The organism is Bacteroidia bacterium (assembly GCA_033391075.1).
Classification (GTDB): domain Bacteria; phylum Bacteroidota; class Bacteroidia; order J057; family J057; genus JAWPMV01.
This window is the reverse complement of record JAWPMV010000001.1, coordinates 5172654-5198389: the sequence shown is the minus strand read 5'-3', so window position 1 is coordinate 5198389 and position 25736 is coordinate 5172654. Positions and strand designations below refer to the sequence as shown.

The window sequence follows — 25736 nt, the reverse complement described above, 5'->3', positions numbered from 1 at the left end:
CTGCGAGAGATCCCGGCTCTTGAGTTGAGGCCGTGATGACAGTTCTTATAGCTGGGAAGGTGATAAGGTCTGGTTTTTAATTATTCCTCCTATAATAGGTATCACATAGATCAATAAAACTGCTATTAAAGCTGACTTGATCATCACAAAGAAAAATATATCCTTCGAGCTGAAAAATGCTGGGACTAACATTTAATCTGAATGTCTCATTTCCCTCATCTAGCACTTGCCAACTAAGTGATTGAGTTAACTGTCCATTTTCAAACAGATCAAGCGAATTGTCGGAATTGAATCTAATCCTTAGGCCTGCATCGTCCTCACCTTCCGGATTGGAATAACAGTAACTATCCTCCCAATTCCATTCGCCAATAAGTGCGTCTTCAATCTCATCTGACTTCCAATTTTTCTTAGCGTGGCAATCACTTAAATCAGGAATTAATGCGGACGGTTCTTCTGTTTCGCAGCTGAATAAAAAGAAAAGAAAAGTCAAAAGTAGGCCGAATAAGGGAGTCAGTGTTTTCATATTGATTTTTCTCAGTAAACGAAAAGCAGGTACTATGTGCTGCAAACCTGCTTTGACTCGTCCTTCATCTGAGCTTATAACTTTCTTTCCGATTCTTCAATAGCGAGGTCATTGATGCTGGCGTAGCGTTTTTGCATCAAGCCATTTTCGTCAAATTCCCAGTTCTCATTTCCATAGGCTCGGAACCATTGCCCGGCCTCATTGCGGTATTCGTATTCAAAACGGACAGCAATTCGGTTTCCGCCATACAGCCACAATTCTTTTTTCAGCTTATAATCCAGTTCTGTCTTCCATTTGTCCTGCAGGAAGTCCTGAACTTCTTTTCTTCCATTTATAAACTGATTCCTATTGCGCCATTCAGTGTCGGGAGAATAGGCGAGGGAAACTTTCACAGGATCTTTGCTGTTCCAGGCATCTTCGGCCATTTGCACTTTTTGTCTAGCTGTTTTTTCGGTGAAAGGGGGTAAGGGATGTTTCTTTTCCATAATAATCATTTTATACCGATCGTTCGGTAATTAACAGAACGAAGAATTTATGCTTAGGTTCAGTTGTGTTCTCTTTTTCTTAAAAATATTTAGGAAAGCTTTCCGTCTTTTTCATCCATTTCCCTCTCTTCTATAATAAGCCCAGAAAAGGATATGGATTACCCACTGATAAAACCGCGCTACTATAGGTCCCTATTTAAGGACATTGTCGACTTTATTAGAAAGCCCCAGGATCTTGAACATGTCGAGAAATCTACCCGCCAGAAAGTTTATGATACGATAGGTTTATTCATCCTGAAATTGGCATTTCTGATCCCTGTTTCAGTCTTGATCGGATTGATTCATGATCCTGAGAACCTGACTAAGGCCAGTATGGCGGAGAGATTTACTCCTATGATCCTCATTCTGGTAGCCGTTATCATTCTGCCGACCGTTGAAGAAATTGCCTTTCGACTTTCTCTGAAATTTAAACCCATATACTTTGCCCTTTCTTCGGGAGTATTCTGCTATTACCTCTTGACAAAGGCGGTTTATCAGACAAAAATCAGTGCGGTGGACGAGAGTTTTATTATTCGGATTTCTGTTGCTTTGGGGCTAGTTGTTCTGCTTTATGCGATTTTGCAGTTTGCTCAGATCAAAGAATTTCTGAGTCGTTTTTGGGAGAAAAATTTTGCCTGGATTTATTATATCTCCTGTCTTTCCTTCGCCTGGATTCACATTTTTAGCTATGAATTGAATACCATGAATCTCCTCTTTCTCCCGCTAATAACTTTGCCTCAATTGATGAGTGGGATTATTTCGGGTTACACACGGGTTTCCTTTGGCTTTCAGTATCCGCTGCTCTTTCATATGGCCACCAATCTGATCGCAGTTTCAATTTCCTTTCTCCCTGCTACGGATGTCTTATTTTAACTTCCAGGCATAAGCGATGCTGAATCCGTAGGCATCATAAGCGGGATTAGAAGCCAACCAATTGTAATTGGATTGGTGGAAATGGCCATAGCTGAGCCGGAGTTTGTTTTCGTTTTGCAGGCTGTATTCAAGGCCGAGCTGGGTGGAATGATTGATACTGAATTTTGTACCGTTGTAGGGGAATTCTTTGAAGCCCCAAAAGAGGCCGCTCCCGTATTCTATAAATGGGCTGATGCGTTTTTTGCCCAATAGGTACCAACGATAATAAGTCATGAGCCCCATTCCGATTCCAAACTTTTCTCGATTCTCTATGAGCGGTGTTTGATCTGACCATTCTTGCAAATTGAAGTCTGCAGAAACAGAAAACCAGCTAGCCAGTCGGTACTCAACCCCCAAATTCTGCTGCCAGACATTTTTCAGCCCAAAGGCATATTCATTATTCATAGCTAGCCGAGCCGAATAATAACTGACGGTCTCATGTTTTTGAAAGACAAATTCCTCCAAAGCAAATGAAATGATTGCGAGGGCTGATACACCTATGAAGCTTTCTTTGCTATTTAGGGTGGTGGGTAGTGCTGGATCAAAACCCGGGATATGAGGCCAGGATTTTTTGCTCTGAGCGGAAAGATCACAAAGCTGGATTACCAACAAGCATATAAAGGTGAAGCGTTTCATAACTTATCGGTAATTGAAGCGGGAAAAGATGGGGTAGTGATCGGAAATGAAGGGGACGCCATAATCTTTCACAATTGTGTGGTAGGAAATGGCTTCTGCATGCTGGAAAAAGATGAAATCAATGTTTCGATTCAAATACCACCTTCCGAATGCGTTAAATGAATCGTGATTGTCGCTGCTTTCTGCAAAACGTTGGGCACTGAAGTATGCCTCTGTAATGGCAGCTAAGCGTTCGTTGCCGATGAGCATATTAAAGTCTCCGGTGATGAAGATGGATGCATCGGCTTCAGCAATCTCTTGTATTTTCTGAATGAGGAGTTCGCTGGATTTTTCCTGTGCGATTTTTCCTTTATGGTCGAAATGAGTATTGAATACATAAATAGCCCGATTCTTTTGAAGATCGTTCAGCTTTGCCCAGCTGACAATTCTGATATTATTTGCATCCCAGCCCAAAGAAGGAGATTCCGGACTTTCGCTCAGCCAGAAATTGCCATTCTCTGCCAATTCAAAGTGATCCCGGGAGTAGAAAATCGCACTGTATTCGCCCGAACTTTCTCCATCGTCTCTTCCCACGCCAACAAAGTCGTAAGCAGGCAAATTGTCATGTAGGAAATCAACTTGATTCTGGAGTGCTTCCTGGACCCCAAATACATGGGGTCGAATTTCATTTAGCATATCCAGACAGGCTTCTTTTCGATTGCTCCACTGATTTTCTCCATCTGCGGGTTCATCGTAGCGGAGGTTGAAAGACATCAGACTGAGGTCAAAATTTCCCCCTAAATCGTCTACTTCGATTTGCTCACAACTCAGGAGAAATGTCAGGAATAAAAAGCCGAAAATGAATCTCATAGGCTAGTGAATTTGTTGACGAAATTATCCTTTTCTCCAAAATTCACAAAGCGCCTGAGCTGGTAGCTGATTAATCCCCTTCCTAAGAAAGGGAACTAATCAACCCAAAAATATTTGCCGCACCCAGCACCAATTCGAAGATGATGCCTTGCATGATTTGTTTATTAGGCTTGCCATCAGCGCTTATGCTTATCAATCTTCCCATGAGAAAACCGACAAAAACCAGCGCGGCCACTGCAAAGGAGGTAGTTCTGAATGGTGGGAAGAAAATCCCCGTCCATGCGATGAGGCCTGCACATAACTGAAGAGCACTCACACCTCTTATTTCGTTTAGTAAGTCCACGTCTTGATCCAGTTTTATACCGGAATTTTTGGCGTAGGTTTGAATCGGATTGCTCAATCTCATAGCTCCGACGAAAACGAGTAGGAGACCGGATAATGCGAGAATAATGATGCTGAAAATTTCCATTTTTCTTTGTTGTTAAATGATGATGAAACAAAGGTAAATGGGACTTGTGTCAGAGGTATGTCAGGGGTGCTAATTGTCTTTTACATATTTTTCAAAATACTCCCGTATCGTCATATTATGGGGCTCGAAATGCTCATTCTGGGGAATGAGTTTTTCGATAAAATCGATACGGAAAGCTCTGAAGTCATTCCTCAGGCGACAAAAAGCGATCAGGAGAAAATTCCCATGGATGCTGTAGACGGCAAAGGGTTCGATGAGGCGACTGCTCCGTTTTTGGTCTGAAGAAAGGTAGTCAATCTTTAGGAGCTGAAAGTGAATGATGGCAGACTGAATCTGCATGAGGTTGTTGCTGGACTTTTCTTCTTTATTATTTCCCCCAAAGTAAATCCGTTCGGCCAGCAAATCTGCATTTCCTTTTTGCGAGTAGCGGAGAATGGCCTTTATCTTTTCAATGGCGCTGCTTACGTTTTCGGTCAGGGATTGATCTTTGTTTTTTAAAAGCAGCTGTTCAACGGTAATCAGGGCATTGGCTTCATCTTCGCTAAATACCACAGGAGGAAGGTGGTAGCCCTCCATGATAGAATAGCCTTTCCCTTCTTCTGTTACGATGGGGATGCCGGATAATTCCAGGGTTCTTATGTCGCGGTAAATGGTTCTTATACTCACATCGTGTTTGTCAGCCAGGTATTTGGCCGTCACAATTCTTTTGGATTGCAGCTGGGTGAGAATGGCTGTCAATCTCGAAAGTCTTGACTTTTCTTTTTCTCCCATAATTCTACTGGGACTTGGATTCGGATAGGTTTATCTCTAATTGCACACTTCCTTTATTCTTTCTGCTGCATATTTCGCACCTAACTCTTTTGCCTTGTTCCAAAGCAAGCAAGCTTCTTTTCGATCATTTTTATTAAAATACGTATTCCCTTTATTAAAATATGCCTGAGGGTTCGTCGGTTCTAATGCTACTGCTCTGTTATAATAGGTGATAGCTATATCATATTCTTTGTTCTCATCACTTAATGTCCCTCTTGCAACAATTGCACTGTAGTATTTTGGATTTATTTCAATGGATTTATCAAAGTCCTTCATAGCATCTTTGAACATACCCAATTCATTTTTTGCATATCCGAGATCGTAATAAGAAAAGTAATCTTTCTGGTTTACTTTCAGGCTATTATTCCAATTTACAATGGCCCCAAATAAGTTCCCTTCTTTATATGCTTCAACGGCTTTCTGGTAATAGGCTTTTTCTTTATCTGCGGAGTAGTTCAGAAATTCAAGCTTTTCTTTTTTGGTAGATATTCCATAATGCGCAAGCTCTGAATCAAATGCATAGCCTTCTTTATAAAATGCTAGATGCCAAAATATGACATTGTCTTTGGTTATCGGGAATCTTTCGGTCTGCCCACTTAATTTAAAGCCAGAAGTATAACCTTCCGAAATCTCCAAAGATGAACAATTGAATTCCGATAATCTCGTGGAGAGTTTCTCTAGCTTCTCTTTTGTATCACTATTGAAAATGAAAATTATGTGCCCAAGCGCATATTCTGGAAATTCATTTGCTTCGATTTTTTTATAGAAATCATATGCTTCAAGCAGTTCTTCTTCCCATTTTTCTGAATATTGTTTCCAGGTGAAAAAGGTATTCCCTTCTTGTGCGAAAGTATTAAAATAGCTTATCAATGAAAGGATAAGTATGAGTATTTTTTTCATTTTTCAATCAAGCTAATTTCAACTGATAAAGCCAGTACCTTTTGCCGAAAATAGGATCGAGTTCCTTAATTCTCTCAAAGCCCAGGCTTTCGTAGAGGTGTCGGGCTGCATCCATGAATTCGGAGGTGTGCAGGGCAATGATTTTTTCTTTTGACTGCTTTGCATAGGCTATGCACATTTCCGTGAGTTTACGGGCGATGCCATTTCCTCTAAAACTCGGATCTACCCCTACCATCCGGATGTAGCACCAACGGGAATCGAATATTTCGGTAGGATTTCCACTTGGCACCAGATAAGCTACACCGATGATTTTGTCTTCATACTCACATACAAAACAGCTTGCGATCTTTAGCATGTGTAAATAAGAATCCTCTTCCTTCAAATTCTTATTCAAGATGGTCCAGTTTTTTTCGGACAGGACTTCTTTAAATTGTCCATAGGAACTTATCGCAAGTTTCCGCAAAGCCTCACTATCAGAACTACCGGCTTGTCGAAAATGGAATGCCATAGCTTTTTCTATTAAAATTGGCGCAATAAACTGATTTTGCCAATGACCTGATTCTCCAATTGCCTGTCAATCACGTCTAGCTGAAAGTCCTGTCGATTATAGACAATGTAGATAAAGGACAAAGGTTGGTATTCCCAGGAGAATCGGATGTTGACATTGTATAGGTCATTGCTGGAATTGTGCTGGAAGAAGGCCGAGAGTTGTAAACGCGGATTTATTGCAAAGCGACCTTCCAGCCCATATAGATCAATGGTTCGCGTAATTTGTGCCTGCCCTACATTTTGGAAGCGGTTTCTATTGAATCGAGTTCCCAGGCTGATATGAGGAATGGGGGCAAAGCGGAGGTTGAGATTGAGGGTTTGAAGTTTCCCGTCAAAGTATTCTCCCCAGTTCAGGCCACCGTTTACGCTCAATTTTTTTGATCCATCCGAGCCGAAAAAAAGACTCTGATTCAGGAAATCGTATTCCCCTTCACTGATATTTATTCCGAGGGGATTGAATGAATTGGTCAATCGCTGATATTGAGCTATGAGGCCATACCCCAGGTAACCTCCTCCTTGAAAGTTGAGGTAAAGGGGCCAAAAGCGAAATTGCCTTTCTACCAACAAACCTGTAGAAGCTTCATGATAAAACTGGGCGTTTACACTGGGTTCATAGGCTCGTAGCCATTTTTTAAAGGGAAGTTTTTCGCCTCGAAAAAAACGAACGATGCCCGGCGTAGTGCTGATGACATTGCTACGTGAAATGAAGCCCAGTTCTGGATTATAGTTCTGGCTGATTACCGATTGTGTCAACCAGCCTTGCCATTTGTTGGTGGAGTAGAGGTATTGGGCAATTCCGGCAAAGCCTTGTCTGCCTCCATTGTTGGTTCCTGCATAACTGAGCAGGGTATTGATGGAATGGGATTTATCCAGGCGAATGAAGGCGTCGAGGGTGCCAGAGACATTGGTATTATTCGCATTGTGCTTAACGGTTCCTAAGCCTCCGATGCGGCTTTGCTTGCCGAGGTTTTGCGAGAAACGGCCGATCAGAAAATCTGTCATGGGACTATTGCCACTTGCTCGCTGTCTGATCATCATGCCGCCATAGTTCTGGCTGGAGGAGCGATGGACAAAGCGTCCGCCAAAGTCAATGGGAATCGGACTTCCATCATCGTTCAGGCCAATTCGCCTACTGAAGAAGGGTTGAATACGGAGTGCTTCCCCGGAACCTCCTGTACTGGGACCTACATTGATCCCAAAGAGGGAGGCATTCTCCAAAAAGAATTGACGCCTTTCCGGAAAAAAGACGGAAAAGCGAGAAGTATTGTTGACTTGTCGATCTACATCGGCCTGGGCAAAATCTGTATTGACGGTCAGGTCCAGTACATCTTTAGGAGTAATGGCCCATTTTAGTTCACCCCCAACTTTGAAATCGGTATTCTCTGCAGCTCTGTCGGGATCGGGACCCTTGTATTGGTTGAAGGCTGTGAGCATATAGGGCTTGACTTGAATATTGGGGCTGGGAGGCGGAGGCTGCAATTGGGTGATTTTACCGGCGTAGTCCATGCGAGCTGCGCCAAATGCACGGGGAAATTCGGAGAAGGCCGTAATTTCATTTGTCAGTCTTCGGTTTCTGTAGAGTTGAAAGCCCCAATCCTGGGTCTTTGCATCCGTTTTAGGATAGCGCAGGGTTTTCCAGGGAATGGCTATCTCTGCCACCCAGCCCGAATCTGTACGCGTGGTACGAGTTCGCCAAAGTCCGTCCCATTCGATGTCAAAGTAGAGGGCATCAAAGGAAAGATAATCCCGCTGTACTCCGTAGGGATTGACGGCTATAGACATGGCATTTCTTTCGTCATTAAAGCCGTCAAAACATAGCGTAATGAGGTCATGGGTTCGAAAGTTGAAATCCCGCTTGAAGTCTGTCGCTCGAAGGGCGTCTTTCCCCAAACTGTCCAAACAAATGACACCGAGGTAAAGGTATTTTTGATTATATAGGACTTTGATTTTGGTTTCGAAATTGGGAGCTGCCCCCTGATAAGGATCGACCTGCGTAAAGCGAGGAGAAGCCTTGACCTTTTGCCAGGCAGCTTCGCTCAATTTTCCATCCACCTTGATTGTTTCCTCAACCTCCAGGGCTTCCAATTCCTTTTTGATGGAATCCGGCTGGATCATATTTACTTCTTGAGCAAAGCTATGTAAGCTCCAAAGAGATAGTAGAAGGAGGAGGGAGTAAATCTTCATTGCAAAAGCGTGCTGTAGTAGTATGTTAATTTATACCTAAGGTAAGGAATAATTGAGAGCATCTTTCATTTCACGGGCTTATGTTGTAGTACTTTTTAATGACCCTTGGGAATCTGATTTTATCCTGGTTTTTTCCTCTAGGCAGAAAAAATACATCTTTCCGTCCATGGAAATTGTTTGAAAGACGCCGAGTCCGGAGGTATCGCCTCTTCTCTTTTTTGATGAGATATTGCTGTGTACCTGCAGTAACAATCGTTCGATCGTAATCTTCTAGCAGGTCTATGTCTAAGCTCATACTACGAGCATTTGCTGGAATTTTAACATCTACTTCATTGTATTCCGGGCTGGAAATTCTTATCGATTTGCCGATCATCTTAGTAGATAATCGGAAGTTTGCCTTGCCATCAGGTCCGGTACTAATATTCCTATCATATGTGAAGCCATTGAAACTGTTATAGGAAATAGAATCATAGACCTCATCAGGCTGGATAAAAATGCTGCAAAAAGGAATCAGTTCTTTTGTTTTGCAGTCAAATACCTGAAGTTGAAAGTTGATGGAATCGGGATGTGTATAGGTACTCTCGTGGCTCACTTCATATCCGCGACAGTCCTCGATTTCCGGATCTGCATAAGCACCAAAGATTAAGGTTAGGGTGTCGGCATTCTGCTTGAATGTGCCCGTGCCTATGAAGTCTGATTTACTAAATGGTACATAACGGAAGCTTTGATTTTCTTCAAAGCGTATGCTAAAAGCTCTTTCATCTACAATTAGAACATAAGTGCCTGCAATTTGGGCGTTAAGTTGAATGGGTGAGACTATGATCAGGAATAAAAGGATGTGTTTCATGGTGCCATAAATAAAAAATAAATACCAGCGAAGGATTAGCCTTTGCAGGTATTATATAATTTATCGAGAGCTAGTTAGCCCCCATTATAAACTTAGGAAAGGATTTGATTTCTCTAGGATCGAGTCTGCTGGGTTTTAATAGGTGTAATACATGCTTAAGCTAAGTATATCCATTATTTCTCGTAGACCCATTCCTCAAAAAAAACATCCAAATCAGCACCAGCTGCAGTCTCCATAAGCTTTTTGAAATCCTCTGTTTTTACAGACTTTCCCCAATAACTTTTGCTATATGATTTGATGCCCTTCCAAAAGGCTTCATCTCCCATTTCTTCCCGGAGCATGTGCAATACATAGGCTCCTTTATAGTAAATAACATTTCGATTATCTCGGGAAGACTCCCATTTCTTAAAAACCAGGGCTTTGTCTTTCCTTCTTTTCAATAGATTTTCATAAATGCTTTTATAAAGTGCTATATCTGCCTCGTATTTTCCTTTTCCAAATCGATGTTCATTAAAAGCCGTTGCCATATAAACGGCAAAGGCTTCATTGAGCCAAAAATGCCCAAAGTTTTCACATGTAATCATATTGCCCCACCATTGATGGGCTAGTTCGTGGGCAGTGAGGTGAATTTCAGAACTGTCTTTAAAAACGGAAGCCGGATAGGAAGTGCTGAATACAGATAAGCCAGACATTTCCTGGTAATTCAAGCCGATCAATACCTGAGAATAAGCATTTTGGATATAAGGAATGCCGCTTTTCTCCTCAAAGAATTGGAGGATATTGGGAGTTTCTTTAAAGACTTTTTTGAGTTCTTTTTTACTTTGCTCCGAGGAATAATAGTTTAAGCGGATGCCCCTGTATTGCTCATTGACCTCTGTGAATGATCCTGTGGCAAACCCATAGGTATAAGGAGCGGTTTCATAGTTTTGTTCCCATTTATGCAGCTTTTTGTCAGCCTTTTCGACTACTTCCTGTAATTCGCCACTCGCAATGCATGTTTTATCTGGAGGCAGGAGGAGCTTGATGGAAAATGTTGACTTGTCGCCGGGAACGAAATGGCAAGGCATCCAGTCATGTGTAAAATAAACCGTATGCGCCTGATTCAAAAGGGGATTGAATATCAGCCCTCTTTTTGGATTCCCGTGGTAGCGTATGCTTATTTCCTGTTCTTTTTGATGACTTTGTTTGAGTTGCACGATCAATTTCGAATCAAGTTGGCGATAAGACTTTACATTCAAGCCCTTTAGTTGATCAATGACAAGCTTATGGGCATCCAGGCGGATGCTCTCTGTTTTTCCTTGAAGCTTAAAGCAAATGACCAGTTCACCTTCTATAGATTCCTGCTCAATGTCGGGTTCTATTGTCAAGTCATAATTTAGGACATCAAGATTTATATCCTGCGCCTTAGGGGTGGCCATAAAGCAGGCAAAACACAGAAGTAAAATAATAGATTTGAGGAGCTTTTGCATTTTGTTGGGAATAGGAATGCTAATCTGATTCAAAATATCCTGTATAATCATGTCGCCCAATTTCGGTCAGTAGTCTGACAAGTTCCGGATTCTTTTCTGCACGCAGGAGGTACCGAGTATAATAGTTGTGGGCTAAAATTATGTAACCGGAGGAGCTTTGTTCTTTACCTTTTTCTTCTTTGATAAAATAAGAAAGTTCTAATCCCTTTAAGTCCTCATTTTCACCTTCAAATTTCATTCTCAGGTAAATCCATTCAGGATCCCCAATTTGGTTATCGCTAACCTGTCGAACATCTAAGGAATCAAAATCGGCCTTATTCAGAAGATCAAAAACTTCTTGAAATTTTGTATCTATCCCAGTATTTATTAATTCTCTTCTACTGCCCGAAACGGCATAATATCCTTCTCTATTTTCGTATTTCTTATTGTCCCACATGCCTCCATCATACCAAATCCTAAACCAGGACAAGTCTTTGGTTTGTAAGTCGAAATTCGTCCTGTGAGGTTCTGCTTGAGGGGGATCAATTAGTGCCAAATCAGATGGAAATGTAAGGACACCTAATCCATGTATTTTTTCCCTGATTACAATTATTTGAAAAATGCTCCTAGAATTTTCTTCACCCATTTGTTCAAAGGGGAAACCGAAAAGTATTCCTTCTTTCTCTCCTGATTCTGTTTGGAGGTAAGAGTTCGTAATAATTATTTCAGATTCTTTTGGGTAAATGGAGCTATCGAGGATCACTTTTGCTTCCTGTAGAATAGTGTCTAGCTTTTCAGGTTTATATTGAGATAAAAACTGGGGATCTAACTGCTTTTTTAAGCTATCGAATTGAGCATTCCTGATTAATTCCAATGCTTTGTTCGCTATTGGCCTGGCTGCTATGATATCTGACTGATTCAACTCATACGTTTGAGGGGTGCAGCCCAAATTGATCCCTATAAACGATATGATAAGAATCGGAAATATGATTAAGCGATTTTTCATCTTGATATCTGTAGGTTTTTTTGCTGCTTTTTAGGAACTAAATCCCAAATGCAGGAGATGCGCTCCCTGAGCTGTCTGAAAAAGAAATCTTCATTCAAATGGTCCTTACCTGATTCGAGTATTTCATGGAGCCCGATGTCTATATTTTCAACTTGAAATACCTCTATTAGCTCCTCTGAAGCTAAAAAGTAGAAAAGATCGTTCACAAACTCTCTTCTCAAACCTTTATATTCCTTTGTATTTTCTTTCCTCTCGGGAGCAGGACCCTCATATAGAGACCAATGATCAATTCTTTGGCCGATCAACACTCTGGCTTGCTCATTTTGAATGGAAGCTGCTTTCACTTCTTTAGATAGGCTTAGAAGAAAATCTTCAAGATTCCTATCTGCGGGTATAGCTAAAGGGCGGAATTGAAATATCCCACCATTATTTACAGATTGAGCCTGGAGCTTGTCAAGCTTTTTATCTAAGTGATCTGCAGTCATAAATTTTTGTATCAATTTTTTTCGTATCCGAACTCGCATGTTGCCTTCTTCTCTGATTCGGATTTGACTCTTCTATTTTTTTAGTGCATTGATAAGCTTACCTACAATATAATAGGCCCTTGCATGAGGGAGACCCAGACTATAACCCGAAGAGGTCATCGCAATAACCATATTTTCTTCAGGAATAATCACCAAATGATTTCCCCCATTTCCAGAAGCCCAGAGATAGTTTGCTTTTCTTTTTCCAAATGTCCTATGGGATCTGTACCAAAGCATACCATAGCCATCAGCCAAAGGATTATAATTTCCAATAGCAGGAGATTCCTCTTTCAACAAACGATCCATATATTCATAATCGGCTAATTGTTTATCTTCCCATTTGCCTTTGTTTGCTACAAGCAAGCCCAGCTTTGCAAAATCCAGGGTAGAGAGATATAGGTTCCCAGCAGCCCCCGTCTGATTTGCTGCATTGGTGTACCAGTAAAACTCTTTAATATCAAGTGGATCAAATACTTTCTCTTTGGCAAAATCTCTCAGGCTCATACCGGATTTTTCTTCAATGATGGCCCCGATTAATACAGCATTGATATCTGCATAAATCCATTTTTCTCCTGGCTCATGAGCCAGCGGGATACTCAAGATGTATTTTACCCATTCATCCCTGCCTATCCATTTTCCGGCATTTCCGGGGGTGCTATTATCATCTGAATTAGCATCTAATCCTGAAACCATATTCAGGAGATGAATAAGCTTGATTTTCTTATAGTCTTCGTGTATATCCGGATACTTTTCTTTAGGGAAGAAATCGTAGACATATTGATTTACATCCTGAACCAAGCCTTCTTTGATCGCAATTCCTAACATTAAAGCGGTAATACTCTTGCCTGCAGACCGGATATCGTGGATGTGATTCCTCCAATATTGATGGTAATAGTACTCCACCGCTAATTTGTTGTCTTTGATAACCATCAATCCAATGAAATTAGGCTGTGGAGAATTATAAATGGTATCATCAATCATATCAAGGGAATCCTGAATAAATCCGACACTTTCTGGAGTAAGCTTGACTAAGGGAGGGATGTCTGCCTGTTGTCCATACAAGGAAATAGTTAAGCAGAATAGGCCTAAGACCTGGATGATTGTTTTCATGAATTGTCGGTTTAACGGGTTTTATTCTTATATGTAATTTAAGGTTTGCTGTGAATTATTTGCCTATTTATGTCGAGACTAAAAGATAATAACATAAGGGCAATTCCGCACAGAATTAGTCCTCCAATCATAAAAGCCATACCCATCTCATCTGAAAAAAAATAACAAAAGGAATTGAAGAGGTCGGGAATAAAGGCTCCATTGATTAAGCCTAGCGGAAAGAAGAGGAACGCAATTATTAATGTCAGAATAGAATTGACTATGGATGTTTTGTATCTCCAATTGATCAGTCCCACGATCAAAACAGCAATTGCCAGGAAAGCCAAAGTCCAATTGTATACATCAAATATTACTTCTCCTGCAGTCGAGTCAGTTAGTGATTCAAGTTTCTTAGAATCCTCTTGAATCATGGCGTCATAGATTTCTGACTGACTAGCTAAATAAAGCCTTTTCATTCCTGTGATGAGGAAAAATACAAAGCTGACATCGATCAGTATGAGTTTGGGCCTTAGCTTGTTAGGCATGAATGGAATTATGTTTTATGGCTTTCCTCATTGCAGTAGGTCTCTACGTAGTTTTATTACATATTTGTTTTTATAAACCCTCCTGTTTTTTCAGAAATCATTTAGCGATCCATTTCGACCATCAATTCCCTATACATTTGCAAAAAAGACACCTTCCTGGTTCATGAAAGTAGTATCCTTTCTATTTAAGTCCAATCTTCCTCCTTCAAAATTTGTCGCGCTCAGCTTCAATTCCTGATAGATGCAAGCTGTAGCAGCATAGTCCCAGATGCTGCCGCCCCCAAGTTCTTTTTTCGGAAACTTCAACATACAGGCTGGGCCATTTTCGAGTACACGAATGGCGCTCAATACTGCACCCGCTCCGGAAATTTCTTTTACTTCCGTCAGATTCAAGCTCTCTGCCTTTTTCTGTAATAAGCTTTCTATTTCAGCGGCTCTGGGGGTATCCTTCAGCTTCTTATCGGTTACATAACTCAAATGCTCATGTGTATTTTTTATTTCCCAAAGGCTCCCGTTTTTAAAGGCTCCCTGCCCCTTGATTGCATGGTATAAAGTATCCGTGCTGGGATCAAAGACTACTCCCAAATAGGGAGTCCCATCTTTTGCGACCAAAGCGATCGATACAGAAAAACCCGGACGTTTATTGATGAAAGCGAGCGTTCCATCCATTGGGTCTATACACCAAAAAAAGTCCTTCTCTAATCTACTGCCATCATCTTCTGTTTCTTCTGACAGCAGGGCTATGTCAAATTCCTTGCATAGGGGCATTAACTGAGCAAGAATTACACTTTCACAAGCTCTGTCTACCTTGGTTACGACTTGAGAGGCATAGCTGTTTCCCGCTTCCTTCTTCTCCACCAATACCTCCTCATTCATGTGCTTCTGAATGACTTTTCCTGCGGAAAGTGCAGCTTTTATTGCGATATCTTTAAGCTGTGTCAGATCCATTATTACAGATTATTGATCACTTCAGCAAGTACTCGTTCACTATAACTATTTATTTTCCAGTGGCCCGGACTCCAGCCTTTTAAAAAGCGGTGAAAGTCCGCCCAGGCGACTCTATACAAAGACCTCCATTCCGCTTCCAGGGCTTCATTTCGTTCTGCCAATTCATTTTGCAAGCATTGGAAATAGGTATCCAGGATTTGATCTTCCAGGCGTTCACATTCTCTTTCATTCAAACAACTTCCGATAAAGTAGGACACATCTTTCATTCCACAACCCCCTCCTACATACTGAAAATCCACCCCAGCTACTTGTCCATCCTCTGCAAAACAAAAATTTGCCAATTTTGCATCCCCATGCACAAAAGTTCTGTATGCACAAGTATTCAGTTTATTGTCAATCAAAGGAGCCGCTTCGATCAAAGGCTGATCATTCAGAACAGCTAATTCCTGAGGCCTGGTTTCCAAATGCCAGTAGGTGCCAACTTCCCAAAGTCCATCCGGAGACTCTCCCAGAAAGCTTGCATGAAATTGTGCCAGCCAGGCCAGGCATTCGGCTATTTCATCCCAGGAAACAGATCGCTTCCGAAAGGGATAGCCGGCTTCATCCAAATCCTCCAAGAGCATCAGCACTTCATCATCGCGGGTTTCAAGAGCCAAACAATGCGGAACTCGGGCAGCACTCTTTTTACTGTATGTTTTATACCAGTTCGTTTCAACTCTGTATGACTTCAATTTTCGTTGATGACCGATATCGCTATTCCATCCTCGCGGGTGGTTTTTATTTATGGGTAATTGCACGTGTTTTACTACTACACTATCGACAGAGGCATTTTCCAATCCAACTCTCACAATTTTCCCATACCCACTCCACAATTCCTGGATCATCTCTTTTTCCGATAAAGAAGAGGCTCCCGTGTTCTGCAGAATTATCGAGCTAAAATATTCGTTCATAAGGCCCCAAATATACGCATATAGGTTCTAGTACTATTTGCTTTTTTCGCCTAAGAAACTACTTTAACAGCCAGCTGTTTACACCCGAGGCAGAGAATGAACCAAAGCCAGCAGTTAATCCGGCTTAGTTCTATAAATAAATGCGATTACGATACCTGTCGCAATGGTTGAGGAGGTATCAATTATTCCTGAAATAATCATGGCTTTGGGGGGTAGAATTGACCATCCTGAAATGATGGAATATATGGATACAAAACTCATTAGGCCTGCAATAAGACCCCAAATAGCTCCTTTTTTTAGCCAACTAGTCTGCAGGTTAAAATAAGGGTAAACAATTACCATCATCAAGGTAAGCAAGAAATATCCGGTTAATAAAAAGGGCATTTCTAATTCATCAGGCTTCCTTTCAAACTCGCTTATCATAGGGTATACCCATGGCTTTGCAATAAACAGCGCGGCTAAGGTTCCAACTACATTATTGACAATGAAACCAGCTACAAGGCTTAAACTAAATTTTTTCATTTTTTCCAGTTTCTATAAGATTAATAATACCCTTCCTTTTTGATTAGGATTAATTGCTACTGTCAATCTCCTTTTGCTTTCTCGGTGAAGGTTTGCCGGTTTCAATAAAGGTTGTCAAATCATTAAGCAATCCGGGATAAAGTTTCTTAAATGCTATTTTCATCGGGATTTGCATAAGGGTCCCAATGACTGGCATAACTTCAATTCGTGGTCCAAGCGTAATTTCTGTTTGTGTATTGGAAAGTTTAGATAGCTTCCAGCTACTCACTACGGATCGAACAAAAAAGGGCAATCCCTTGACCGAAAATTCGAGCACATGATTTTCGTGATCAATTTTCGTGATTGTATCCATGAGCCTTCCCGTTTCTGTGTCACAGACTCTGTCAAAATCTTCGGATTCCGTTCCTTTTCTGCAAGTAGGTGTCCCAGTAGCCCAGTGATGGGCGTTTGGAAATTCGTCAATAATAAATCTCCATACTTCTTCGATGGGTTTGTTGATTTTGGTGTCAAATTTCAAATCGATCATATTGTTTACATTTTATTGGAGTGAATATTCATTCCAAAGTTTACTTAAAATTTTTTTATCCTTTAATTCCATCCCAAACCATTTGAATCTGGTTTTTTAAGGAGGAGGGCTTCGCTTTCTGTTTGGTAAAATACCAGCGTAAATAAGCCGAAATAGTTCCGCCTATAAACATCAGCAATTCGTCTATGCCTATGTTTTTGATGATTCTTTCTTTCTGTCCTTTTTTCAAAAGTAAAGCAACCATTTCTTCCGATTTCCCTCCCCTCGCTTTGTTTTCCTTTGTAATTATTGGGGAAGCATGCAGGTGCTCCATGAACTGGAAATAGGAAGGATGCTCTATAAAGAACTCAATTAAGACTGTCAGGTAGTTCTCGAACTGGCTTTTTATGGGCTTATCTGTATCTACTTCGAGGAACAAAGCTTCTTCTCGTTCTCTGATGCGAAGGTAGATTGCATTGATCAAGGCCTCTTTGTTAGGAAAATAGTTATAGATGGTTCCCATTCCTGTACCGGCAGCTTTCGCAATTTCCGACATAGGCGTATTATGAACTCCTTTTTTAACGAGGAGTTTCAGAGCTGCATGTAGAATGGCTTCTTTTTTTGTCACGCAACAAAGATACAGTTTGGAATGAATATTCCAAAGGCATTATTTTGGTTTAGCATGTCTAGATTGATCTGATGCGGAATAAGCTAATGCTCAAAAAACCTAAGCGAGTTATCTACCGGAGCTCATTTTTTACTGATAAAGATGTCTTGTTTAGGTGCCCTGGCCAAAAGTCAATAAGTTCTCTGCCGGCTTTTTATCTGAACTGTTTGGGTTTCAATTTTTGACTTGCATTTTTTGCGATTTCTAAAATCCTCTTTTGTCTTGTCTCTTTTCTTTTAGCAGAGACAACCCAATACAATAAAATCTTTTTTGCAGACTTGCTTAGGCTATCAAAGTATTCTCCCGAGCCCTTATAATTTGCAAATTCTTCTGCTAAATCTTCTGGGATTACAAGTGCTTCGACTCCATCTAAAATTGTCCAGGAACCATTTTCTTTTGCAATCTCGATGCTTTTGAGGCCTGCATCTGCCATAAGTCCTTGTTCAATTAAGACTTTCACTTTATCCTTATTTATTTTTGACCAATTACTCCTGGCTTTTCTTTTGCAAAAATACTGCATGTACTTTTCGCTATCGATGGACCTTTTGGTACTATCTATCCAACCAAAGCAAAGAGCTTCATCGACTGCTTCACTCCAGTTTAAATTAGGGTTTGGAGAACTTTTTTTGTTAAAAATCAACCATATTGAATCCTCTATCAGATGGTTTTTTTTAAGCCAATTTCTCCACGCTTCTTTATTTTCAGGACAATAAGTATTCATTCAATATCGATTTTATTGCTTGCAGCCAATGGCCACTTGTAGGTGAAGGCCGGGATTATAGGATCATCCCTTTACTTGCTGTTTTTCATCGAAGTACTTTTATTTAAAATACCAGAATGAGTGAGTATAATACAATCATTCAAACTCCTTTTGGTAAAAGCTTCCATCATTTATCATATTGATCAGCAGGTCGGCATAAAATTATGAGTAATACCTAGCACTTCAATTGGGCATAAGCTGCTGCCTATATTGTATATCGAAATGGGTTGTAAGGAGGGTTGTGATTCATTTTCTATTGCTGCTATGTTATCGGATCGTGTGTAGTTCGAATGAGAAGCAGGAGGCAATATGGAGAAAGCTATAATAAAATTCGGGAGATCTTTTTGCAAGTACTATCAAGGCCGTATGCAAAATGTTAGGAGCTGGCTTCTTTTTTTAAATACTCGAAAACTTTCACATGATTATTTTCTTTTGCTAAATCTTCAGCTGTTTGATGCTTGTTATTCACGGCATTTATTTTCGCTCCATGCTTCAAAAGTATTTTGACAATTTGTAAATCTCCCTTTCTCGCAGCCCAATGAAGTGATGTATATCCATCATAATTACTTTGATAAGTAACTTCAGCTCCATGCTCGATAAGAATATTTACATTTTCATAATTGTGCATGTAGACTTCATACATTAATGGCGAACATTCTTCAGCACCAATTCGATTAACATCGGCGCCTTTTGAGATTAAATATTTCGTGACTTCTGCAGAGGCATTATGTAATGCTAGAACATTTGCCTCTCCATATTCATTTGGGTCAGCTCCATTTGCTATGAGTAGTTTTGTGGCTTCTAAGGAATTATTTACCATGTTTAAGGGGAGAGTTTGGAATGTTGTTCCATTCCCTCGATAATGAATAATTCCTTGATTTATGAGTTTCGGGGATTCTACTATTAAAGTAGAAATTGACTCCAAATCTATTTCCTTTATAGCTTTCTCCCATGCCTTATAAATAGATTCACCTTTAGAACTCATGATATTTTCTTGCTATTAAGACCAGGCTATGCTTTCGTAGAGAGGCTTAGCGGAGTATATGACTTAGCTGTATACGCTATTCTACTTTTCCACTTGAGGAATATTAAAAAATGACAAAATGGAGCCACATTAATTGTCTTCTTCATTATTAAAAACAATCCGTCCACAAGGTATTATTTTAGAAGTCAAAGAGTCTACAGTAAGGCGATAAAAAAGGTCCTGTTCTTTTAATAGAAGCCCCGTTCGCCTAATGACTTCATCAGCTGAAGCGAAGTGGCTAAGTAAAACGACATAGAAAATGCATTCTTCATTAGGCTTAATCGTTCTTTGGAGTTGACTTGGTTTATGGAAGTTACTTTCTACAAAAGGTTTTATATTTTCTAGTCCATAACTAAATTCTGAAACTTGGTCCATTCTCATCGTTTCCTGGGGAATGAGTAACTTGATATGACCATTAGAGGATGGGAAAATGAGAATGGAATCGGCAGGGAAATTAATGGTTATTGTTAAAGGTGTATCCGTTTTATTTATAAGCCGCGACCAGAATACCGCATGTCCATATGTCATACCCTTGGAAGAATAAATCCTACCACCGCCTCTGGGAAAACCATTTTGTATGATGATACCTTTTCCTGTAGAATCGGTATAATTTGCCTCAGTGTGGATATGATTATTAGAATTTATCTCCTGAGACTTTATTCTATGTTCATCTAAGGTTATCGTATCTACTGTTTTTACCTCATCAGTCTCCTTATTTTTTGTAGATAGATCCTTTTGTCCACAGGAATAAAATCCCAAAGTCGCCAATACTAAAATTATTAAAGTTTTTTCCATTTTTTGATTGCTCATGACAAGCTATGTCTCGGACTGTTGCAATAGCTGATGTAAGCTGTTTATTATTTTCTTTTTTCAAGACTATAGATCCTATCCCCTTCACCAAAAATTAATTTATTCTCTTTATATAATCCTGAAATTATTTCCTTTTCATGACGGTAATTTATCATCGGATAAAACAGAAATGAAGATGCTACATTCAATCTTATTTTCAAGACTGATTTTCGCTCGGGCTTTTTGGGTACTCTAATTCCAATATATCGTTTAAGAAACATACTTAAAACAGGAATAGATAGCTCTTCTGTATCATCAGGCGGGAAAAAATAAATGCCATTATAATTGTCTTCTAAAATCTGATATGTATCCGAATCATTATAGCAAACGATTTCCAGGCCTTGGACCAAGGTGTCATTTCTATCTACCACATAGAAATAAGGCCATGTACTGTCCTTTAAAGCATCAGGAATTCTATCTAAGCTTTCAATCCACTCTACATCGAAAATAATATCAATAGAATCTTTTTCGATAGTTTTAAAGTCTATTTTGTTTTCGTTAATCGAGAAACTACCTGTTCGAATATTGCTAATTCCCTCACAGCCGTATGCCCAAAAAAATGTCGAATCTGACCACAATGAGATACTTGCCGTACAAAATCCACTTTCCAGGTCGTAACTGCCAAAGCAATCTTGTGAGTTTGCCAGGGAGCTAGAAAGCAAGATTATTGTTATGCAAAATTGTATTTTCATTTATTAACATCTACCGCTCGGTGGAAACGACTGTAGACGCATATAGCGGCTATGTACGTTTTGCACTTTGTTCTCGGCTTGCTTTGTCTAATTTGGTTTTGAGGATTTCCTTTTCACTAATTTTTTTTGCTGAATCCAAGGCTTTGTTTAAATATTCTATTTCCATTTCTGGCTCTAAATTCAGTCTGAATAATTCTGCCATAAGCCAATAATAATAATAATTGTCTTCCAGATTTAATTTTCTCGCTTCAATAATTGCTTCCTCAGCTGAGTTAGCTATAGCAAGAGCATAAGTTCGATTCATTGCAATAATAGGAGAGTATTCTACTAGAAGTAGTCTATTATACAATTGTAGAATATTATCCCATTTATTGGGAACTTCCGTTGTATGCCAGTATGCAATAGCTGCTTCTAAATGATATTTAGAAACATTATTGCCATTTGCTGATTTCGTTAAATAGTATTCTCCTTTCTTAATTAAATTATTATTCCATTTATTTCTGTCTTGTTCCTGATATAGAATATATTGACCATTTGGATTCGTTCTTGAATCAAGTCTTGAAGCGTGAAAACACATTAATGCAATCAGGGCATAGGTGTCTTTTTTCGGTAGGAAGGATTGCTTCGACATAAATATGGCCAATCTCATTGCTTCCCAGCAAAAATCTTGTTTAATGTTTTCATCACTAACACTGCTATAATACCCTTCATTGAAAAGTAGATAAATAATCCTTAAAACAGAGGGAATTCTTGAAGCATAGTCATTTCGACTTAGTTGATTCCAGGAGTCCTTATACTTTCTTAATTGTTTTTTACCTCTATATAGTTTTTTATTAATATTCTCTTTGTTTGTAAGGAGTGCAGCTGCGATTTGACCTATACCAAATCCACACAATAATCTCAAGGATAAACAGATTTGTATGTCAATTTTGAGATTGGAATTACAAATAGCGAAAATCATATTTAACAAACCATCTGAAATGATTTCCTCAGTTAAAATAATTTCATTTGTTTGTTGAAGGCTTTGAAAATAGTTGCCCTTAACCTTTTCTCGAAAAGTTTGTCTTCTACGATAATAGTCTCTGAATTTATTGACAGCAACTTTCCTTAACCAAGCCTTTGGAGAATCCGGTACACCTTTATGTGACCACACTTTCATTGCATGAAGAAAAGTATCACTCACAATATCTTCAGCCAATTGAATATTTTGTATTCCATGAAAATGACAAAGTACGGCAACTAAGTTACCGTACTCTGATCTAAATGTTTCTATAAGTTGGTCTTTAACCATTGGTTTACATTCCTTCCAATACCATGATATCTCTAACCTCTACTTTACCCCCACTGTTAAGAGCGGGGCAGCCATTTGCTAGCTGGATTGCCTCATTAATTGATGTTGCTGTGACAATTATGTAGCCACCTACCATTTCTTTCAATTCTGCGTATGGGCCATCGGTAATTGCTCCATCAGAATGCATTGTTTTCCCTTCAAACCCTAATGCTTCGCCAGGATTTTTTAATTTACCTTGTGCACTAATTCCACCCATCCAATCTTGCCAAGCTTTTACTTCTGCTTGAATTTCTTCCGGCGTAGGTTCAAAATTAGGATCAGGTTCACTATGGAAAAGCATCATAAAATCTTTCATTTTTAATAAGTTTTATCGTTAATAATTCAATATCAAATACTAGACGAATGAACTTCTTTTAATTGGACAACAATTCTGTATTTTTTTTTGCTTGCCGAGAACGAACAGCTATCCCTAGTTCGTAGCATTAGCGGAGTATTCGGGATAGGTTTTGTTACTGATTTTTTATTTCCGTATTCTGTTTTTTCGCTCTGCAATCACCCAGCCTACATTGGGTATGACTGAAAATTAAACCAAGTGCGCCTCATCTGATTCATAATCTAAAAACTTAATTCTGAATCAGAATAGGTGATTATTTTTAAAAAATCCGGTGAGTTTTTATTTATCGATCTTAAAGTTTAGAAAACCCATTGAAAAGCAAATAATTTTGGACGGACTTTATTTGGCAAGAGTCAAAAAACATTGGGATTATGAAATCCAAGGAAAAGTCGAAGAATTGAAAGTCATTTAACAAAATACATATCCAAATCTCCTTTTCCTTTAGCATTAACCTTTCCTCTATATTCGCAAGGATAATGCTCTTTGATTAGATCATAGGTATATGCCGATACGTTTATTTTTCCCTCTTCCCCTGCTGTTTCAATTCTGCTGGCTATATTGATGGTGTCGCCAAAGATATCGTAGGCGAATTTTTTCTTTCCAACGACTCCTGCTCCGATTGGTCCGGAATGAATTCCTATTCTGATTTTCCATTTGATGGCACTTGTTTTATTTCTCTGCTTTAGAAAATCAATCATCTTTTTACTAGCTCTGACACATCTCATGGCATGGTCTGGTACTTCTTCTGGCAAACCAGAGGCTGCTAAATAGGCATCCCCAACCGTTTGAATCTTTTCTATTCCTTCGGCTTCCATTATATCATCAAACTCACTAAAGAGTTCATTGAGCTCACTTATCAATTTACGGGTAGGAATAGTTGCTACTATATTGGTAAATTCCTTAAAATCGGTAAACAAAATACTTACTTCATCAAATCTAACAGGCTTTACAGCGCCCGTTTGCAGCAACTCTTTTGCCACTTCCACCGGCAAAATATTATGAAGGAGGTTTTCCGTTCGTTCTTTTTCTTTTACCAGGGCATTCGTTCGCTTCGTAACAAGTTGCTCCAGTTCCTTATTACGAGCCTTCAACTCTTCTATCGGAACGACATCATCACTGTAGGGCAAAGAGCAATGTGTATGTATTTGCAACCAGGAATGATCTATTTTTTTTAAAATCATCGACCATCGAACATTTTTCACGTCGTATTGTTTTCCCTCAATCTGGAAGGTAAGATCAACTTGTGTCATCGTGATGCCCGTATCCCCAAACACGGATGCTCTTATCCAATGGTACTTGAAAGGCACCGGATCCGATAATTGTTCCAGGCTTGCCATTTCCGATTGCTTGTAAGTAGCAAAATTATCCCATACCTCATATTTACCAGTCCCAAATCCGGTAAAGTTAGGGTGGGCATGAGTGAGCATCTCTGATGTTGAAGGCTGGGTTCTTACAGCCCATTTTTCGATTAACTTTCGGGTTAACTCAATGATTTCTTCTTCCGCTGTTGAAGGCTGCTTTTCCATTAATTCACTTTGAGTATCGGCTACAAATAGATCCAGGCTATCTAAATCTAACAATTTCTACCGAAACTCGAAAAACCGTGTGTGTCCCAGAGTAAATCATTCGCTTTGCTGTGGCCTACCAATCCGATTTTACATCAAAAAGTGTAATTTAGAATGCACACATCAGCATAAGGCTACAATACCCCAATATCTGCTCGCTCCAAATGGGGTATATTAATCAGTAATGGTTTGGCTAAACTGCGTTTTATTGTAGCTTAGGTTTTGTTGTAGCAAGTAATACTAACATACTTCTATTTAAATCAATTATCTTTTTTTATAGGTTTTAATTTATTTTTTGATCTAGACGCAATAGCCATGAACGACAGTAAGAATCCAATACAGAGGTAGACGAAGCTATCTTGAATAACTGAGTATAATGTAGTGACACCTTTGGTAGGTAGTTGTGAATACATGATTTTATCATTATCGTCAAAACTGCTCATTTGTGAAACCATTTCACCGTATGGTGTAATTGCTGCAGAGAGCCCAAAACGCGTTGAACGAAGAACCGAGTGACCTTGCTCAACAGCTCTAAAGGCTGCCATTTCTGTATGAACAGGGTCGATGCCTCTCCAATCACTTGACGGAAGAATAACCATATCTGCTCCTAATTCACCATACCCTTTTGCCAGATACGGAAAATCATAATCATAGCAAATTGCGGCTGCGACTTTTGTTCCTTTTATATCAGCAACTTTTAAAGGGGACTTTCCTTGCACAGCTGGTTCTCCTGGTACGGGTTGATGCTTGAGGTATGTATGTGTAATGTTTCCTGACGAATCGATAAACTGATACTTGTTCTCATACCTCAAGGGAGATTGTGAAATGGGTGTCACATAAGAAGCTACCAAAGTGATATTGAGTTCAGCAGCTAGTTCCTTGATGGAGTTAATCCATTCATTCTCATCTTCAGGCATTATAAATATGGCGGCTTCGTTCCATGATATTATTTCAGCGCCACCGCCTGCTGCAGTTCTGGTTCGTTTAAATAATGCCGTTTTAGTCTGTTCAGTTCTTTCTTTAGAAGGCAATGGCAAACCACTTGCTTTCGAGTCTGTTCCAACTGCGGCAACAGTTATAGTGTCAATACCATTAGCTTTGCTCATGTCGTATCGGATGGAGCCAAAAGCAATTAAAAGGAACAGCATAATTAAGGGGAGCTGAAATGTTGAAATAGAGGTTTTTCTTTTGATTATGATGTTAGCAATTGAGACATTAACCCAATAAATCAAAAAGCTTAGTCCAGCCAACCCAAACAAGGATACTGTTTGAATAAGTGATACATTATCGTGCAGGGTATATGCAGCTACTCCCCAACTGGCAAGAGGTGTAAAGGTGTATTGAATCCATTCCATAATGATCATGATGACAGGAAATAGAAACAGCGCATATTTCTGATTTTTAAATTTGCTCCAGATCAAGTATCCCGGCAGGTGAAACAAACTAATTGGGATCGAGTAGAGAAAGACCAGCACCAATGGAATTGGATCGCTAATAATCTTGGTTACAACAAGGGACCAGGCCAAAACTAAAGCGAGAAAAAAGCTTAACCTTGACTTCCAACCTTGTGTGAGACTTAGATATATTAAAAATGGAATACTTGAAACCCAGGCCATGACTTCAATACTAAAGGTCATGTGAGTAAGGGCTATGGTAACTATTCCAATTGCGAGATACCAAAGTGGATTAATTTTATCTACATAAAATCCTTGTGTGTGGGTACTTGATAATTCTTTCATCTTTCTTTGTTTTTA

General features: G+C 39.6%; 29 protein-coding genes. 1 reads left to right on the top strand and 28 read right to left on the bottom strand.

Translation table 11 applies throughout. The annotated features are described in order from the left end of the window. Nucleotides 1-76: 76 nt before the first annotated feature. Entirely contained in the window at nt 77-523 is a 447-nt protein-coding gene (locus R8P61_20730; protein MDW3649508.1) for a hypothetical protein, read from the bottom strand. 74 nt (nt 524-597) lie between these two features. Next, on the bottom strand, nt 598-1008 hold the full coding sequence (locus R8P61_20725) for a nuclear transport factor 2 family protein (protein ID MDW3649507.1): 411 nt from the start codon (nt 1006-1008) through the stop codon (nt 598-600). 153 nt (nt 1009-1161) lie between these two features. Between R8P61_20725 and R8P61_20720 the strand changes: the two genes are divergently transcribed. Further along, the gene (locus R8P61_20720) at nt 1162-1920 is read left to right on the top strand and encodes a CPBP family glutamic-type intramembrane protease (protein ID MDW3649506.1); all 759 of its coding nucleotides are present in this window, start codon (nt 1162-1164) and stop codon (nt 1918-1920) included. On the opposite strand, the gene R8P61_20715 is transcribed toward R8P61_20720, so the two are convergent. The 26 genes from R8P61_20715 to R8P61_20590 all read right to left on the bottom strand — a co-directional run bounded on the left by R8P61_20715 (nt 1912) and on the right by R8P61_20590 (nt 25721). Continuing rightward, nucleotides 1912-2595 carry an acyloxyacyl hydrolase gene (locus R8P61_20715; protein MDW3649505.1) on the bottom strand — a complete coding sequence of 228 codons (684 nt, stop codon included), beginning with the start codon at nt 2593-2595 and terminating at the stop codon, nt 1912-1914. The genes R8P61_20720 and R8P61_20715 overlap by 9 nt on opposite strands. A 3-nt stretch (nt 2596-2598) precedes the next feature. Further along, nucleotides 2599-3444 carry an endonuclease/exonuclease/phosphatase family protein gene (locus R8P61_20710; protein ID MDW3649504.1) on the bottom strand — a complete coding sequence of 282 codons (846 nt, stop codon included), beginning with the start codon at nt 3442-3444 and terminating at the stop codon, nt 2599-2601. An 82-nt stretch (nt 3445-3526) separates the two neighbouring features. Next, nucleotides 3527-3913, bottom strand: a complete 387-nt coding sequence (locus R8P61_20705; protein MDW3649503.1) for a DUF4345 domain-containing protein — start codon at nt 3911-3913, stop codon at nt 3527-3529. Between the two features lie 69 nt (nt 3914-3982). Further along, nucleotides 3983-4684 (bottom strand): YafY family protein, encoded by a 702-nt coding sequence (locus tag R8P61_20700; GenBank protein ID MDW3649502.1) that lies wholly within the window; start codon nt 4682-4684, stop codon nt 3983-3985. A 36-nt stretch (nt 4685-4720) separates the two neighbouring features. Then, nucleotides 4721-5623, bottom strand: a complete 903-nt coding sequence (locus R8P61_20695; protein MDW3649501.1) for a tetratricopeptide repeat protein — start codon at nt 5621-5623, stop codon at nt 4721-4723. Between the two features lie 7 nt (nt 5624-5630). After that, the gene (locus tag R8P61_20690; protein MDW3649500.1) at nt 5631-6131 is read right to left on the bottom strand and encodes a GNAT family N-acetyltransferase; all 501 of its coding nucleotides are present in this window, start codon (nt 6129-6131) and stop codon (nt 5631-5633) included. Between the two features lie 11 nt (nt 6132-6142). Then, complete coding sequence (locus R8P61_20685) at nt 6143-8356, bottom strand: DUF5916 domain-containing protein (GenBank protein ID MDW3649499.1); 2214 nt, start codon at nt 8354-8356, stop codon at nt 6143-6145. A gap of 70 nt (nt 8357-8426) precedes the next feature. Beyond that, nucleotides 8427-9203 carry a hypothetical protein gene (locus R8P61_20680; protein MDW3649498.1) on the bottom strand — a complete coding sequence of 259 codons (777 nt, stop codon included), beginning with the start codon at nt 9201-9203 and terminating at the stop codon, nt 8427-8429. Between the two features lie 173 nt (nt 9204-9376). Further along, nucleotides 9377-10723, bottom strand: a complete 1347-nt coding sequence (locus R8P61_20675; GenBank protein MDW3649497.1) for a M1 family metallopeptidase — start codon at nt 10721-10723, stop codon at nt 9377-9379. After that, entirely contained in the window at nt 10692-11573 is an 882-nt protein-coding gene (locus R8P61_20670) for a hypothetical protein (GenBank protein ID MDW3649496.1), read from the bottom strand. The genes R8P61_20675 and R8P61_20670 overlap by 32 nt, the downstream gene beginning before the upstream one ends. An 80-nt stretch (nt 11574-11653) precedes the next feature. Continuing rightward, nucleotides 11654-12142, bottom strand: coding sequence for a hypothetical protein (locus tag R8P61_20665; GenBank protein ID MDW3649495.1), 489 nt, complete (start codon nt 12140-12142; stop codon nt 11654-11656). Nucleotides 12143-12214: 72 nt separating this feature from the next. Continuing rightward, nucleotides 12215-13291, bottom strand: coding sequence for a serine hydrolase (locus R8P61_20660; protein ID MDW3649494.1), 1077 nt, complete (start codon nt 13289-13291; stop codon nt 12215-12217). Nucleotides 13292-13329: 38 nt separating this feature from the next. Continuing rightward, nucleotides 13330-13815 (bottom strand): hypothetical protein, encoded by a 486-nt coding sequence (locus R8P61_20655; GenBank protein MDW3649493.1) that lies wholly within the window; start codon nt 13813-13815, stop codon nt 13330-13332. A 129-nt stretch (nt 13816-13944) separates the two neighbouring features. Further along, nucleotides 13945-14763, bottom strand: coding sequence for an inositol monophosphatase family protein (locus tag R8P61_20650; GenBank protein MDW3649492.1), 819 nt, complete (start codon nt 14761-14763; stop codon nt 13945-13947). A gap of 2 nt (nt 14764-14765) precedes the next feature. Beyond that, the gene (locus R8P61_20645; protein MDW3649491.1) at nt 14766-15713 is read right to left on the bottom strand and encodes a phosphotransferase; all 948 of its coding nucleotides are present in this window, start codon (nt 15711-15713) and stop codon (nt 14766-14768) included. Nucleotides 15714-15827: 114 nt separating this feature from the next. Next, on the bottom strand, nt 15828-16235 hold the full coding sequence (locus R8P61_20640) for a hypothetical protein (protein ID MDW3649490.1): 408 nt from the start codon (nt 16233-16235) through the stop codon (nt 15828-15830). Between the two features lie 49 nt (nt 16236-16284). After that, a complete protein-coding gene (locus R8P61_20635) occupies nt 16285-16761 on the bottom strand; it encodes an SRPBCC family protein (GenBank protein ID MDW3649489.1) in 477 nt (158 codons plus the stop codon). Nucleotides 16762-16816: 55 nt separating this feature from the next. Next, a complete protein-coding gene (locus R8P61_20630) occupies nt 16817-17368 on the bottom strand; it encodes a TetR/AcrR family transcriptional regulator (protein MDW3649488.1) in 552 nt (183 codons plus the stop codon). Nucleotides 17369-17561: 193 nt separating this feature from the next. Next, nucleotides 17562-18128 (bottom strand): YdeI/OmpD-associated family protein, encoded by a 567-nt coding sequence (locus R8P61_20625; GenBank protein MDW3649487.1) that lies wholly within the window; start codon nt 18126-18128, stop codon nt 17562-17564. A 415-nt stretch (nt 18129-18543) separates the two neighbouring features. Further along, nucleotides 18544-19152: an ankyrin repeat domain-containing protein gene (locus tag R8P61_20620; protein MDW3649486.1), complete on the bottom strand. Its 609-nt coding sequence runs from the start codon at nt 19150-19152 to the stop codon at nt 18544-18546. 129 nt (nt 19153-19281) lie between these two features. Next, nucleotides 19282-20001 (bottom strand): hypothetical protein, encoded by a 720-nt coding sequence (locus R8P61_20615; GenBank protein ID MDW3649485.1) that lies wholly within the window; start codon nt 19999-20001, stop codon nt 19282-19284. Between the two features lie 47 nt (nt 20002-20048). Further along, nucleotides 20049-20732 carry a hypothetical protein gene (locus tag R8P61_20610; GenBank protein MDW3649484.1) on the bottom strand — a complete coding sequence of 228 codons (684 nt, stop codon included), beginning with the start codon at nt 20730-20732 and terminating at the stop codon, nt 20049-20051. A gap of 49 nt (nt 20733-20781) precedes the next feature. Continuing rightward, nucleotides 20782-22023: a sigma-70 family RNA polymerase sigma factor gene (locus R8P61_20605; protein MDW3649483.1), complete on the bottom strand. Its 1242-nt coding sequence runs from the start codon at nt 22021-22023 to the stop codon at nt 20782-20784. A gap of 4 nt (nt 22024-22027) precedes the next feature. Further along, nucleotides 22028-22378: a YciI family protein gene (locus R8P61_20600; GenBank protein MDW3649482.1), complete on the bottom strand. Its 351-nt coding sequence runs from the start codon at nt 22376-22378 to the stop codon at nt 22028-22030. A gap of 443 nt (nt 22379-22821) precedes the next feature. Further along, the gene (locus R8P61_20595) at nt 22822-23943 is read right to left on the bottom strand and encodes an adenylate/guanylate cyclase domain-containing protein (GenBank protein MDW3649481.1); all 1122 of its coding nucleotides are present in this window, start codon (nt 23941-23943) and stop codon (nt 22822-22824) included. Between the two features lie 299 nt (nt 23944-24242). Then, nucleotides 24243-25721, bottom strand: a complete 1479-nt coding sequence (locus R8P61_20590; GenBank protein MDW3649480.1) for a nitrilase-related carbon-nitrogen hydrolase — start codon at nt 25719-25721, stop codon at nt 24243-24245. Nucleotides 25722-25736 lie beyond the last annotated feature (15 nt).

Coding starts and splice junctions, on each gene's coding strand:
- R8P61_20725 (MDW3649507.1), bottom strand. CDS start 1,008: ATGGAAAAGAAACATCCCTTACCCCCTTTCACCGAAAAAACAGCTAGA.
- R8P61_20705 (MDW3649503.1), bottom strand. CDS start 3,913: ATGGAAATTTTCAGCATCATTATTCTCGCATTATCCGGTCTCCTACTC.
- R8P61_20625 (MDW3649487.1), bottom strand. CDS start 18,128: ATGAATACTTATTGTCCTGAAAATAAAGAAGCGTGGAGAAATTGGCTT.
- R8P61_20700 (MDW3649502.1), bottom strand. CDS start 4,684: ATGGGAGAAAAAGAAAAGTCAAGACTTTCGAGATTGACAGCCATTCTC.
- R8P61_20650 (MDW3649492.1), bottom strand. CDS start 14,763: ATGGATCTGACACAGCTTAAAGATATCGCAATAAAAGCTGCACTTTCC.
- R8P61_20600 (MDW3649482.1), bottom strand. CDS start 22,378: ATGAAAGATTTTATGATGCTTTTCCATAGTGAACCTGATCCTAATTTT.
- R8P61_20640 (MDW3649490.1), bottom strand. CDS start 16,235: ATGAAAAAATTTAGTTTAAGCCTTGTAGCTGGTTTCATTGTCAATAAT.
- R8P61_20660 (MDW3649494.1), bottom strand. CDS start 13,291: ATGAAAACAATCATCCAGGTCTTAGGCCTATTCTGCTTAACTATTTCC.
- R8P61_20665 (MDW3649495.1), bottom strand. CDS start 12,142: ATGACTGCAGATCACTTAGATAAAAAGCTTGACAAGCTCCAGGCTCAA.
- R8P61_20685 (MDW3649499.1), bottom strand. CDS start 8,356: ATGAAGATTTACTCCCTCCTCCTTCTACTATCTCTTTGGAGCTTACAT.
- R8P61_20635 (MDW3649489.1), bottom strand. CDS start 16,761: ATGATCGATTTGAAATTTGACACCAAAATCAACAAACCCATCGAAGAA.
- R8P61_20690 (MDW3649500.1), bottom strand. CDS start 6,131: ATGGCATTCCATTTTCGACAAGCCGGTAGTTCTGATAGTGAGGCTTTG.
- R8P61_20675 (MDW3649497.1), bottom strand. CDS start 10,723: ATGATTATACAGGATATTTTGAATCAGATTAGCATTCCTATTCCCAAC.
- R8P61_20730 (MDW3649508.1), bottom strand. CDS start 523: ATGAAAACACTGACTCCCTTATTCGGCCTACTTTTGACTTTTCTTTTC.
- R8P61_20680 (MDW3649498.1), bottom strand. CDS start 9,203: ATGAAACACATCCTTTTATTCCTGATCATAGTCTCACCCATTCAACTT.
- R8P61_20655 (MDW3649493.1), bottom strand. CDS start 13,815: ATGCCTAACAAGCTAAGGCCCAAACTCATACTGATCGATGTCAGCTTT.
- R8P61_20645 (MDW3649491.1), bottom strand. CDS start 15,713: ATGAACGAATATTTTAGCTCGATAATTCTGCAGAACACGGGAGCCTCT.
- R8P61_20715 (MDW3649505.1), bottom strand. CDS start 2,595: ATGAAACGCTTCACCTTTATATGCTTGTTGGTAATCCAGCTTTGTGAT.
- R8P61_20605 (MDW3649483.1), bottom strand. CDS start 22,023: ATGGTTAAAGACCAACTTATAGAAACATTTAGATCAGAGTACGGTAAC.
- R8P61_20610 (MDW3649484.1), bottom strand. CDS start 20,732: ATGAAAATACAATTTTGCATAACAATAATCTTGCTTTCTAGCTCCCTG.
- R8P61_20620 (MDW3649486.1), bottom strand. CDS start 19,152: ATGAGTTCTAAAGGTGAATCTATTTATAAGGCATGGGAGAAAGCTATA.
- R8P61_20695 (MDW3649501.1), bottom strand. CDS start 5,623: ATGAAAAAAATACTCATACTTATCCTTTCATTGATAAGCTATTTTAAT.
- R8P61_20710 (MDW3649504.1), bottom strand. CDS start 3,444: ATGAGATTCATTTTCGGCTTTTTATTCCTGACATTTCTCCTGAGTTGT.
- R8P61_20590 (MDW3649480.1), bottom strand. CDS start 25,721: ATGAAAGAATTATCAAGTACCCACACACAAGGATTTTATGTAGATAAA.
- R8P61_20595 (MDW3649481.1), bottom strand. CDS start 23,943: ATGGAAAAGCAGCCTTCAACAGCGGAAGAAGAAATCATTGAGTTAACC.
- R8P61_20720 (MDW3649506.1), top strand. CDS start 1,162: ATGGATTACCCACTGATAAAACCGCGCTACTATAGGTCCCTATTTAAG.
- R8P61_20615 (MDW3649485.1), bottom strand. CDS start 20,001: ATGAGCAATCAAAAAATGGAAAAAACTTTAATAATTTTAGTATTGGCG.